This window comes from Clostridium sp. LIBA-8841, assembly GCF_057782475.1.
Genome location: NZ_CM173488.1, coordinates 416345 through 429845 on the forward strand (window position 1 = coordinate 416345; position 13501 = coordinate 429845).

Genomic DNA, 13501 nt, shown 5'->3' on the forward strand with positions numbered 1-13501 from the left:
TGTAAGTTATTATGCCAAACAGATAATTTCTGTTTGGCATATTTTATTTTATAGAACTTTATCAAGGTTATAGTTGATTTTTAGTGTAAGAAAGAATTAAAAATTATTATAGAATATAATTTTTAAGAAATTAAATAATCAGTATTAAGAAATTATTTTCCCTGTTTAGAGATAATATTAATGTTATTATTAAAAAATACTTAATTAAAAGACTCATTTTAGTAAAGCATAATAGTAAACAAAATTATTAGTGACAACTACTATATGCTATAATATAAAAGATATAAATATGAGTTGAAATAAGTGTTTATTTATACTTTTAAATATAGTAAAGGTGAGTGTGAAGAATAATGAATGAAAATTTTAGAGAGTTGGATTTAACTTTAGTTAATAATGATGAAACTCTTGATGATTTACAGTTAAATGGATTACATATAATACAGAAAAAAGAAGGATTTAGATTTGGAATAGATGCTGTTTTGTTAGCTAATTTTGCTAATGTAAATAAAAAGCATTCAGTATTAGATTTATGTACAGGAACAGGAATCATTCCTTTTGTTATTTATGGTAAGAAAAATCCTAAAGAAGTAGTTGGTATAGAAATTCAAGAAGAATTTGCAGAAATGGCTAGGAGAAGTGCCACTATAAATAATATACAGGATAAGGTTTCTTTTGTCTGCGGAGATTTAAAAGATAAAAATTTAAGTAATTCATTACCTAAATTTGATGTGGTTACTGTCAATCCGCCATATAAATTAAGTAATGCTGGAATTGTTAATCCAGAAGATAAACTTGCTATAGCTAGGCATGAAATAATGTGTAATTTAGAGGATGTTATAGCGGCAAGTAGAAGATTCTTAAAAGATAATGGTAGACTTTATATGGTACATAGACCAGAAAGATTAGCAGATATATTCTGTTTAATGAGAAAATATAAAATAGAGCCTAAGAGAGTTAGAATGATTCATCCAAATACTAAAAAAGCGGCTAATATTGTATTAGTAGAAGGACAAAGAGATGGAGGAGCCTTCTTAAAATGGGAACCACCTTTATATGTTTATAAAGATGAAGGTGGATATAGTGAAGAGATAGACAGAATATATGGAAGGGAGAGCAAATAAAATGAGTAAGATTTATTTAGTACCAACTCCTATAGGGAATTTAGGAGATATAACTTTAAGAGCTTTAGAAGTTTTAAAAAATGTTGATTTAATAGCAGCTGAAGATACAAGACAAACACTTAAGCTTTTAAATCATTTTGAAATAAAAAAGCCTTTAATGAGCTATCATAAGCATAATGAACAAGGAAAAGGTGATGAGATACTTAGAAGAGTTAAAGAAGGTGTTTCTGTAGCTATAGTAAGTGATGCTGGAACTCCAGGAATATCAGATCCAGGAAGTGTAGTTGTTGAAAAGTGCATAGCTGAGGGGATAGAATTTGAGGTATTACCAGGAGCAACTGCCTTTACCACAGCTTTAATATACTCAGGATTAGACACAACTAAATTTATGTTCAAAGGATTTTTCCCTAGAGAGAATAAAGAGAAAAAGGCTTTCATTGAAGATATAAAGGATAGAACTGAAACAATAATAATATATGAATCACCATACAGAATTTTAGATACAATAGATACTTTAAAAGAAGGATTAGGAAATAGAAATATAGCAGTGTGTAGAGAGTTAACTAAACTTCACGAAGAAATATTTAGAGGAACTATGGAAGAAGCAAAATTTCACTTTGAAGAGAATTCCCCTAAGGGTGAATTTGTTTGTGTAATATCAGGAAAATCAGATGAAGAAATTGAAGAAGAGAATAATGCTAAGTGGAGTAATATGTCAATTGAGGAGCATATAATCCACTACATAGATAATGAGGGAATGAAGAAAAAGGATGCTATAAAGCAAGTAGCAAAAGATAGAGGAGTTGCAAAATCAGAAATCTATAAATTCTCGTTAAATATATAAGTATTATAAAATAAAAAAATAAAGCACTTCATAGGGGATTATGAAGTGCTTTAACACTATAAGGGGATATAGTGTTAAAAAATTATTATTGGTTAGGGTTAAAATGGTTAATTAATTATTTATATAAATAAGTTAATTACTATTTTTTTAATTCATCTAAACATTTTTGGCAGATGTTTTTACCTTTGTAGTTAACAACATCTCTAGCGTCTCCGCAGAATATACATGCTGGCTCATATTTCTTTAATATGATTTGCTCTCCATCTACATAGATTTCTAAAGCATCTTTTTCTGCTATATCTAATGTTCTTCTTAACTCTATAGGAATAACTATTCTTCCTAATTCGTCTACTCTTCTTACTACACCTGTTGATTTCATTATACTTCCTCCTTGCATTTTACAACTTTCGACAAAACGCATTATAATATTAACAAACTTGTCATATTAAGTCAATATGTTTTGTCAAAAAAAATGTTTGTTTACAATTTTTTTTATTCTCAATCAATTATATATTCAATATACTACCATTTTTTTGAAAAGTCAAGGTAAAGATTAATTTATTTTACATAAATAAACTAACTTTGATTTAACAAAAAGTTAAATAAAAGGATAAATTTTGATATATTAATATAAAATTCTATAAAAAAAGTAATAATTAATACAATCAAATTAGCCTATAAAATAAAATTGGAAAAAAATATTAAAAATGTCGTATGACAAATTATTCATTATATATAATATTCTATGATTAAGTGAATACTTTGTTTATTATTATTTAAGAAAATATAAAAAAAACTCACATAAAAAAGAAAAAGTAGAATTAAAATAAAAAAATAGAATATTATAAAAATGAGTTGGATTTGAAAAGTAAAATATATTTAAATTTTTATAAAAAAATTTGAATATATTTTACTTTTATAGGATTAAATATAAAAGTAAAATATGGTTAAAATAGATTATTATATAATTTTTTATGCTTTATCTATAAAATAAGTTAAGAAAGAATGAAATAGAAGGTATTAACTTGTAATGTGATTATAAATACTATATAATACATAATAAGGGTTTACAACGAAATTTGAGGTGTGCTATGGATATTAATAATTTTAATTCTGAACAAATAAAAATTTTAGCGGAAGAAATGTCAAAGAGCAGTATGGTTTCTTATGATGAATTGCCAAAATATGATTTGTTTCTTTCACAAGTTATAGACTATTTAAATGACAAGTTTACGGAAGATAAATTTACTAATAATATAGTTCAAAATTATATTAAAAGTGAGGTAATATCAAAGCCGGAAGATGGAAAAAAACGTGGATATACTAAGGTGCACTTAGCTCAATTGGTTTTATTAAGTTATATGAGACCCTTACTAAAAACCGATGAGATAAAAAAAGTATTTGCTCTAGCATTTAATGATATTAATGATAGAAGCGATGACATAATATCTTGGGAAACGGCTTATAAGATGTTTGGAGAAGTACAAGAAGAGAGTATAAAAAGATTCTTAGAAATGCCATTAGTAGACAATGACAAAATAGAAGAAATAATTAAAATTTCTGATATAAAAGAAGAAGATAGAGACTATATAGTAACTTTCTTAACAGTTATGACATTAATTGCACAAGCAAGCGTTGTAAAGAAAGTAGTACAAAAAATAGTTAATGAATATCATAAGGAAGAAAAGTAAAAAAGTTGAAGGCGAAGCTTCAACTTTTTTTGTTTATTCAAAGAAAGAAATATTATAATTACAAGTAAATTCTTTTCCAGGTAAAAGTGATTCAATTGCAGCCTTATCTTTAAATTCACCAGTGAATCCATCAAAATCTGCATGTCCAAACCAAGGTTCAATACAGATGAAAGGAGCACCAGTATCTTTTGTCCATAGACCTAAATAAGGGAATTGACCAAAGTCAAATTCTAAGTATTTATTATGCTTTTTAGATTTTAATGAAATCTTGTCTGAATTTAAGTTTTTAAAAACTAAAGCATCATTTTTAAATAAATCAAAAGAAAGTGGAATTATGTTTTCGTTTTGTAAGAAAGGTTTTTCTTCTTTAGAAAAATAGCCAGCTCCAACTAATTGCATAATATTAGCAGTTTCTTTTTTGTTAAATTCAAAATAGTAATCATCAAAGTTATCATTTTCAATAGGACACATGAATGCTGGATGAGCTCCAATTGAGAAATACATTTCCTTATCATCTAAATTTTTTACTATATAATCAATACTTAGATTTATGTCATTTAAAGTATATTTTATTATAAGTGAAAATTTAAAAGGATAAACCTTTAATGTATCTTCAGAATAATTTAATTCAAAAGAAATTGAATTATTAGTTTGTTCTATCATTTCAAAATCACGAACTCTAGCTAGTCCATGTTGAGGAAGCTCATAAGTTTTTCCATCCACGATATATTTCCCATTAAATACTTTACCAACTATAGGAAAAAGTATTGGGGCATGATATTTCCAATAAGCTTCATCTCCAGACCATAAAAATTCAGTGTTACCTTTTTTCCCTCTTATGCTATGTAATTCACCACCATGATTACTTAAAGAGATTTTTAAGTGTTCGTTTTCAAGAGTATAAATCATAATCTCATCCTTTCAGAGTAGTATATTTTAAAATAATTATATCACTAATTATGTATAGTAAAAAAGCTAGAAAACAATCATTTAAGATTATTTTCCAGCTAGTTAACATATTATTTTGGATTAACATCCTTGTAGATGTAGTTCTGTATTTGTTCTTTTGTTTTTGTTTCATCAAATGTTAGATACCAAACACCATCAATCATTTCACCTTTACAATATCCATCTAGAGGGAAACGCATATTTTCTACTGGAGGAATACCAGTTGAAGCCACTGATGTAGCTACGCTAAGTATTTTAGATGGAGTTAAGTTTGTTTCAACATAAGGTAAAAGCTTATTAATTGTTTCAGGATATTCAGTGACCTTTAAAGTTGAAAGTTTCTTTATAATTCCGTCAAGAACATTTCTTTGTCTTTCAGTTCTTTCATAATCTCCATCACCGACATAACGAACTCTTGCGTATCCAACAGCTTGAGTACCATTTAATACTTGTTCACCTTCATGAACAGGTTTATATTCTGTGCCAGTTATTTGTGCAACATTTTCAACGTATTTATTAACTTCGTTAACTTCATAAGGTTTTATATTGATTGAAACTCCGCCGATATCATCTATTATCTTAGCTAAGTTATCAAAGTTAACAGTTACATAATCTTTTACATTAAGTCCGAAGTTTTCATTTATTGTTTTTAATGCTAAAGTAGGACCGCCATAAGCATAAGCATGTGTTAATTTAGTTTTTCCATGACCATCAACCTCAACATAACTATCTCTCATAAGAGAAGTAAGTTTTATTTTATTATGTTTAGTATCTATTGTAGCTATCATTATTGCATCAGAACGTCCAACATCATTATGATCTCTACTATCTACTCCAAAAAGAGCGATATTTAATATACCATCTTGGAATAAGTCCTTATTATCTTTATCAATACCTAAAGAATCATCGTCTTGAGCTATTTTTTTTATGTCCATTTTATTTAATGTTGAATATACATATGTAGCACCTAATCCTATACTTACAAGTAATACGAAAAATAGAGTCAATATTATCACTTTAAGTTTATTTTTTTTCTTAGGTGTATTACTGTTATTAGGATTATTGTTTTTTGTATGTTTGCCTTGCGACATTAATTTCACCAACCTTCACCCTTTTTAAAATTTTACATATTTAACTATTTTAATTTTATTCCTATTCATTAACAAAAAAGTTACATTTTTATTAATTATACATATGTATTATAAATATGTATAATTAATATAGTTAGAGTTAATTATACTTATTATCATGAATTATAAGGAGTAGAGTATGAAAAAGAAATCAAAAAGTTTTTTGAGAAAAGCTATAATATTTCTTATTATGTTTATAAAGAAAATAGGAGATGATGATATTTTTGCCTTAGGGGCTCAATTAGCTTATTATATGGTATTATCATTTATTCCTTTTTTAATGTTTTTAATGACTTTGGTAGGATTCAGCCATTTAAATAGTGATTCTGTGCTTAATCTATTAAGTAATGTAATGCCTACAGAGGCTTTTACTTTAATACAAAATACTGTTATTGAAATAGTGGATGTAGAACAAACAGGATTATTATGGATAAGTATTGGATTAGCTATCTGGGTATCTTCTTCAGGATTTAAAGCTGTAATAAAAGGATTAAATAAAGCTTATGGAGTTAAAGAAACAAGGTCATATGTAAAGTTAAAGGCATTCTCAATTATATATACAATTTTATTAGCTTTAGTTATTATAGCTACCTTGTTTTTATTTGTATTTGGAGATGTAATAGGTGATTTTTTAATAAGAGAATTAGAACATCCAGAATTTATATATTCTTTATGGAATATCTTAAGGTATATAGTTGTTATTTTAATAATGATATTATTTTTTATGTTTTTATATAATGCCACTCCTTGTGTAAGACTAGGATGGTTAGAAGTAATTCCAGGAGCAGCTGCTACAACAATAGGGTGGATAGTAGTTTCATATATATTTGCATATTATGTTAATAACTTTAGTAATTATTCTAGGTTGTATGGAAGCTTAGGGGCTGTATTTATGTTTATGACATGGCTGTTTATAACTTCAATGATTTTAATACTAGGTGGAGAAATAAATGCTGTTTTAGCTGAGAAAGGTAAACTAGGTGATTTGTAATATAAAAGAGGCTTTGAACTATAATTCAAAGCCTCTTTTTATATTAATTAAATTTATTATTTTTCATAACCATTTGGATGATCTTTATGCCAGTTCCAAGCTGTTTCAATTATTGTTTCTAATGAATTGAATTTTGGTTTCCAGTTTAATTCTTCAATAGCTTTATCTGATGATGCTATTAATGTTGCTGGATCTCCAGCTCTTCTAGGTGCTACCTCAGCAGGAATTGGATGACCAGTTACTTTTCTAGCAACCTCCACAACCTCTTTTACAGTAAATCCTGTACCATTACCAAGATTATATATTCTACTTTCTCCGCCATTCATTAATCTCTCTAATGCTAGTGAGTGAGCTGATGCTAAATCTGATACATGTATATAGTCTCTTACACAAGTACCATCCTTAGTATTATAATCGTCTCCAAACATCATTATCTTGTCTCTTTTTCCTAAAGCAACTTGTAATATTAAAGGTATTAGGTGAGTTTCAGGTGAGTGATCTTCACCAATCTTTCCGTTTATATGAGCTCCAGCTGCATTAAAATATCTTAAGGCAGTATATTTTATTCCATAGCAAGTATCACACCATTTTAAAATCTTTTCAACAAGAAGCTTAGACTCTCCATAAGCATTTGTTGGAATATTTTTATCAGTTTCTAATATAGGAATATTTTCTGGTTCCCCATAAGTAGCTGCTGTTGAAGAGAATACTATATATTTTACATTATGATCTCTCATGGCTTCTAATAGACTTATAGTTCCTGAAACATTGTTATTAAAGTATTTTAAAGGTTCTGTCATGCTTTCACCAACAAGAGAGTAGGCAGCAAAGTCAATAACAGCTTCTATATTGTTTTCAGTAAAAATCTTATCTAATATTTTTCTATCTCTTAAATCACCTTTATAAAGTTTTCCACCAAGAATAGCATCTTCATGTCCTTTTTCAAAGTTGTCCAAGATAACAACTTCCTTATTATTTTCAAGTAGTTCTGCAACCATATGACTTCCTATATAACCTGCACCACCACAAACTAAAATTGCCATGTTAATACCTCCAATAAATATAATTCTAATATTATTATATACTATTATAAGTAAAAGTTTTACTAAAATAAATAGATTTTCCTATAAAATATGAATATATTTTACTTTTTTGGTTAAAATGGTAGATAACGATTTTTTAGGAGGTAATATTGCATGAATAAAATAGTATTATTAGGACGTTTAGTAAAGAATCCAGAATTAAGATATGTAGAGGGTGGAGAAAAAGTATATACGAAGTTCACAATTGCTGTATCAAGAAATTTTAAGTCTTCTACAGGAGAAAGAAAAAAGGATTTTATTCCAATAATAATGTGGGAGAAAAAGGCCGAAATAGCTTGCAAATATCTAAAAAAAGGTGATTTATTAAGTGTGAGTGGTAGACTTATAACGAGAAATTTTGAGGATAGTGAAGGGAAGAGAAGATATATAGTAGAGGTTTCAGTAGAAGATTTTAAGTGTGTTAATTTCAATCATGACAAAGTAGATAATAATTTTTAATATAAAATAAAAAGTAGTAAGTAAATTTTACTTACTACTTTTTTAGTTTATTGTGATTTAAGTATCATAATTTAAGAATTATTTTAAAGCATTTCCGATTTCAACACCAAAGTTGAAAGCTTCTTGTGACTCTGCTTCTGATGGCTTAAATTTAATTTTTAATCCTTCAACAGGCATTTTCATTTTTAATTCTTTTAATCTTGTTTCAATTCTAGGAACAGCTTCACCGCTCCATCCGTATGAACCAAATGCACCAGCTATTTTTCCACCGTGAACTACAGGGTTAAGTTTTGACATTAAGTCTCTTACTGGCTCAAGAAGTTCATTTACTATTGTTGGAGAACCAAATAATATAGCATCTGATGAACCAACTTCACCAACTAATTCTGCCATATCATGTTCTATTATATTATATAGGCTTATTTCTAAATTTCCAGTTGATTTCATACCTTCAATTATTTCTTCAGCTATTTGTTTAGTATATCCATATGCAGAAACATAGAATATTGAAACTTTTTTAATTTCATTAGCTGGAGCTGGAGTACTCCATTCTTTATAAAGGTTAACTATTTTAAATGGATTAGCTCTTAAAATTGGACCATGACCTGGACATATAATTTCTATGTCTAAATCTTTTATCTTATCAAGTGCTTTTAAAACATATGGTTTAAATGGTCCCATTATGCAATCAAAATAATATCTTAATGATTCCATATATTCTTCTTCATTTGGAATTAAATCGTCAAACATCTCTTCACAAGAGTAGTGACTTCCAAATGAATCACAAGTGATAAGAGTTTTATCTTCTTCTACATAAGTGTAGATTGTGTCAGGCCAATGTAAGAATGGTACTGACATGAATTTTAAAGTTTTATTTCCTAAAGAAATTGAATCACCATCTTTTACAGGCATTGATTCAAAATCCCTGTTTGCTATTTCTTTTAAATAATTAATAGCAACAGGTGATGCTACTACTTTAGCATTAGGAGCTAATTCTAATAATTTATCTATAGAACCAGCATGGTCAGGTTCAGTATGACTTACAACTATGTAGTCAATTTCTGAAGGCTCAACACCTAAGTCTTTTAATCTTGATATATATTGATCAAAGAATTCAGCTTTTACAGTTTCAAAAACTGCTGTTTTTTCACTACCTTTTACAACATATGAATTATAAGTTGTACCATAAGGTGTGTACATTATTATGTCAAATACTCTAAGGTTTGGATCTAATGCTCCTACCCAAAATAAATCGTCTTTAATATTTAAGTGCTTCACTACATACGCTACATATTTTTTGTAGAATAATATGCAGCTACCTCCCTTCAAAATGTAATATATTTTATAAATTAAAAATTATGCATAAACCTAAAAATATTAGTCCTATTAATTAAAAAAGTAAATTCTTATTATATATAGAATTACCAATAATTATTTTACTATGTCAAATAACAGAATATTTTTTTGATAAAATAATATAAAAAGTACATTTATTTTTCTAATTAATTAATAATATCAAGTAATAAATTTTATTACTTGATATTATTAATTATACACTTTTAGTATTAAAAGTAAATAGAAATTGAGCATTATTAACTCAATTTTAAACTAAAAGATAATTAGGAATTTTCAGAAAATTACAAAGAAGATTACATAAAAAATAGCAGACTTTTAATTGAAATTTAGTAAAAAAGAAATCACATCCTAAAATTCTAGGATATGATTTCTCTTTTTTTATTTTTACTAAAATCTTATTTAAAAAAATTATTTTTTCTTTTTCTTTAAAGTTAGATAAGCACCAGCAGCTGATATAGCAACACCAGCAGTAGCTAAAGCACCTGTACTGATTGGAGTACCAGTATTAGGAAGATTGCCGCTATCTTTTTTGTTTGTAGTAACTTCTAAGGTTATCTTATCTGATTCTTTTCCGTTTTTATCAATTGAAGATACTTCGAACTTATACTTAGTATTAGGATTTAAATCCTTAGCTAAGAATTCAAGTGGAGTCTTATCAGTAGGAACTCTGCCTATTTCCTTTCCATCTTGATAAACAACATACTCTTGAATTGGTTCTGCCTTTTCAGGAGCATTCCAGCTTAATAAAGCACTATTGTGAGTAACTTCTTTACTAGCTAAATCGGCTGGTGCAGCAGGCTTTTCTTCTGGATTTTCAGGTTTCTCTGAATCGCCAGGTTTTTCAGGATTTTCAGGTTTCTCTGAATCACCAGGTTGATCAGGATCAACTGGCTTTTCAGGATCAACAGGTTTTTCAGGGTCAACAGGTTGATCAGGATTTTCAGGTTTATCTGGGTTAGTAGGCTGATCTGGATCAACAGGTTTATTTGGTTCATCTGGGTTTAAAACAGGAGGTAATGCTACATCTCCATCTAATCCTTTAACTGCTACTTCGTATATTCTAGCTGCAGAGTCAGCTCCTTGAGTAGGTTGAATAATATTTAATCTAACATATCTAGCTTTAGTAACAGGGAAGGCATCATTACTTACAGCCTTTGTATTATCATTTACATTTAATACAGGAGTGAAGTTTTCACCGTCGTTACTAACTTCAAGAGAGTAAGCTCTAGTATTCATACCGCTACTTTCTCCACCAGCTTCAGCATGGCTTATTTCTAATTCACCTATAGTTTTAACATCCCCTAAATCTATAGTTAATGTATGTGGAGCAGAGCCAACAGCACACCACTTAGTTTTAACATCTCCGTCTAGAGCAAATTTAGGTGACTCGTTTTCATTAACAAAACTTGATGCTGTAGCAGGTTTGTTAAGTGATAGGTTTACTAAACCATCCTTTGCAGCATTTGTAACTGTTATAAGCTCAGTTTTAGTTTCAACATTTTCTCCAGAAGAGTTTTTAGCAGTAAGTATTACTGGATAAACTCCTTCTTCTTCATAAGTTACAGTTGGATTTTGCTCTGTACTAGTCTCAACTGTAGCGCCTGGGAATTTCCATTCAATTTCTTCAGTAACTTCAGAGCTAGTATTAGTAAATGTTACTGATTGACCTGGTGCTATTAGTGTGTTTGAAACTTTAAATGAAGCTGTTGGAGATGGATAAGCAGGCCATTCCATATTTATTGTTTGTCCATTTCCTCTATTATAGTTTTTGTTAACAGCAACAACTTCAAACGTAGTGTTTGCTTCTTTGTCATTTCTTCTTAAATCACTAACATAATAGCTTGTGTTAGGAGTTGCACCTAATAATACTTTAGTGCCATCTTTCATAACTCTATAAACTTCGTAATGATGTACAACGGAAGCATTTCCTTCTGGAGTCCATGAAAGTCTAGCACCTGCATATATTCCATCCTTAAAGTCTACATCGTTTAAATTAGTATTAGATACATTAACAATAGAACTTGAGTTAGGTGTTTCAATTGTTATGTTGCCTAAGTTAGCTGAGAAGTTTTCAACACATACAGGACTTGATACTTTATAAGAAATTGTTTTAATTGATTTTCCTACATATGGTGAAACATCGTAAGTAAGCTTAGTCCAGTCAGTACCAAGTTTTTTATCGGCAGCAATAGTAGCCTCTGTACCATCATGGAATGTAAGAACTAAGTTCATATCTACAGTATTTCCATTAGCCTTAGCGGTAGTTGTAAATTGAACGCCTTCAGGTAAAGCTAAATCAGCACTATAAAGTTTTATTGTAGAAGATTTACCCTCAGCTAGGTATCCAGAAAGCTTAATTGAGTTACCTCCATAGTAAGCAGTAGTATAATCTATATCAGCTTTTACATTGTTATTTTCTTCATTTGAAATAACCCATCTATAAGTTGGCATTATATCGTTTAAACTTCTATTATTCCAATCTTGAGTAGATACCTTAGCACCATCAACATAGAAGTCATATCCATTACCCATATTAAAGTTAGTTGTGAAAGGAAGAGTAGTTACAGCACTCTTTTCAACAGAGTATGTTGAGATTCCTCTCCAATCAAGGTTTTCAGCGTTAGTTCCTTTTGATGGGTCACCATGCTCATTAACCCATAATCTACTTTCATTATATTGGAACTCCTCTGGAGTCTTAGCATCAAAGTAAGTCCAGCTTGGGCAATATAATCCTAATGAAGTAAATGGAGCTTGATCTTCTCTTTGATAATGAGTCCATCTAAGTGGAGTTTTATAACCATTTGCTTGAACATCTATACCAGCATATAAATCATAAGGATTAATTCCTATGTCCTTAGCTTTTTCATTAGATACTCTTAATAAATCTTTATCTTTTAAACTGTTGTATGTCCACCAGAAATTCAAGAACATACTATCAGCAACTTTATTTTTATCTCCATCTAATAGGAAGTATTCATTTTTATCAGTTAAAGCATTTTGCCAATCCATTTCACCATCTTTTGTCATTGAATCATACCACATGATTTCAAGTTTTCCATTGGATTTTGCTTTAAATTGTTTTATTAATTCTTGCATAAGTTGTGCGTGTTCAGGAGTTAAAGGTTCTTGCTCAGTTCCTTCAGTCTCTTGATTTATGAACCATCCATCAAAGCCATATGTTTCAGCAACTTCGATTAATTTATCTACTATAGGGAAGTTACCATTTGCATCCTTTTGAAGGAATTGATCAAGCCATTCCATTTTTCCACCATGAGCAGTCATAGGGAAGAATACAGTACCTAAAACAGGAACTCCATTTCTATGAGCTGAATCAGTAACATCTGGACTTGGAGGAACTATTAATCCTTCACCAGCTGAGCCACCCCAGTAAACTAACTTATCTATGTATTGCCAATAAGAGAATGTGTTAGCACTAAATTTATTCGAACCTTGTGATGGGTTACCACTAGTGTTTGAATTCATTATAGAAATTGCTACAACTTTAACATCTTTGTTTTGAGTGTCATTAATAGTGTCAAGTTTCTCTTTTTCGACTCTTTTTGCTAATGGAACTGTGCTTTTATTGAAGTTTGTATCTTTATCAGTGCTAGCACTCCACTTTAATAAATCTTCTGGATACCAATAAGATGAGATCGGTTGATTCTGAATTGAGTTTGAAGTCTCTTCTTGAGTTTGTACGTAGTTTACAATATTTTTGTCTTGTTTAGGCGTTGCGTAAGTTACCTTTCCTAATGCGTTAAAAGAAAATGCAAATGCTGCAAAAACACAAAGTAAAGCCCTTCTACGCTTACGCATTTTTTGTTTGTTTGCCATAAAAAAATCCCCCTCATATTAACTTTTTATATAACGATTACAGAT

General features: G+C 29.1%; 11 protein-coding genes. 5 read left to right on the forward strand and 6 right to left on the reverse strand.

The genetic code is table 11. The annotated features are described in order from the left end of the window. Positions 1-350: 350 nt before the first annotated feature. Positions 351-1121, forward strand: a complete 771-nt coding sequence (locus AC2A4K_RS01795; protein WP_322504681.1) for a tRNA1(Val) (adenine(37)-N6)-methyltransferase — start codon at positions 351-353, stop codon at positions 1119-1121. Position 1122: 1 nt separating this feature from the next. Next, positions 1123-1965, forward strand: a complete 843-nt coding sequence (rsmI, locus tag AC2A4K_RS01800) for a 16S rRNA (cytidine(1402)-2'-O)-methyltransferase (RefSeq protein ID WP_322504680.1) — start codon at positions 1123-1125, stop codon at positions 1963-1965. Positions 1966-2104: 139 nt separating this feature from the next. On the opposite strand, the gene AC2A4K_RS01805 is transcribed toward rsmI, so the two are convergent. Then, entirely contained in the window at positions 2105-2344 is a 240-nt protein-coding gene (locus tag AC2A4K_RS01805; RefSeq protein ID WP_003476163.1) for an AbrB/MazE/SpoVT family DNA-binding domain-containing protein, read from the reverse strand. A 712-nt stretch (positions 2345-3056) separates the two neighbouring features. Here AC2A4K_RS01805 and AC2A4K_RS01810 point away from each other — a divergent pair. After that, the gene (locus AC2A4K_RS01810; protein WP_322504679.1) at positions 3057-3656 is read left to right on the forward strand and encodes a DUF1836 domain-containing protein; all 600 of its coding nucleotides are present in this window, start codon (positions 3057-3059) and stop codon (positions 3654-3656) included. 33 nt (positions 3657-3689) lie between these two features. On the opposite strand, the gene AC2A4K_RS01815 is transcribed toward AC2A4K_RS01810, so the two are convergent. Beyond that, a complete protein-coding gene (locus AC2A4K_RS01815) occupies positions 3690-4565 on the reverse strand; it encodes an aldose 1-epimerase family protein (protein ID WP_322504678.1) in 876 nt (291 codons plus the stop codon). 110 nt (positions 4566-4675) lie between these two features. Then, positions 4676-5695 carry an LCP family protein gene (locus AC2A4K_RS01820; RefSeq protein WP_322504706.1) on the reverse strand — a complete coding sequence of 340 codons (1020 nt, stop codon included), beginning with the start codon at positions 5693-5695 and terminating at the stop codon, positions 4676-4678. A 178-nt stretch (positions 5696-5873) separates the two neighbouring features. Here AC2A4K_RS01820 and AC2A4K_RS01825 point away from each other — a divergent pair, with 178 nt between their 5' ends. After that, positions 5874-6725 carry a YihY/virulence factor BrkB family protein gene (locus AC2A4K_RS01825; RefSeq protein ID WP_322504677.1) on the forward strand — a complete coding sequence of 284 codons (852 nt, stop codon included), beginning with the start codon at positions 5874-5876 and terminating at the stop codon, positions 6723-6725. Positions 6726-6781: 56 nt separating this feature from the next. On the opposite strand, the gene galE is transcribed toward AC2A4K_RS01825, so the two are convergent. Further along, complete coding sequence (gene galE / locus AC2A4K_RS01830; RefSeq protein WP_322504676.1) at positions 6782-7768, reverse strand: UDP-glucose 4-epimerase GalE; 987 nt, start codon at positions 7766-7768, stop codon at positions 6782-6784. Between the two features lie 153 nt (positions 7769-7921). Between galE and AC2A4K_RS01835 the strand changes: the two genes are divergently transcribed. After that, entirely contained in the window at positions 7922-8266 is a 345-nt protein-coding gene (locus AC2A4K_RS01835) for a single-stranded DNA-binding protein (protein ID WP_322504675.1), read from the forward strand. Between the two features lie 78 nt (positions 8267-8344). Here AC2A4K_RS01835 and AC2A4K_RS01840 read toward each other — a convergent pair whose 3' ends face one another. After that, positions 8345-9544 carry an FprA family A-type flavoprotein gene (locus tag AC2A4K_RS01840; protein ID WP_322504674.1) on the reverse strand — a complete coding sequence of 400 codons (1200 nt, stop codon included), beginning with the start codon at positions 9542-9544 and terminating at the stop codon, positions 8345-8347. A gap of 486 nt (positions 9545-10030) precedes the next feature. Continuing rightward, entirely contained in the window at positions 10031-13456 is a 3426-nt protein-coding gene (locus tag AC2A4K_RS01845; protein ID WP_322504673.1) for an endo-beta-N-acetylglucosaminidase, read from the reverse strand. Positions 13457-13501: the final 45 nt, after the last annotated feature.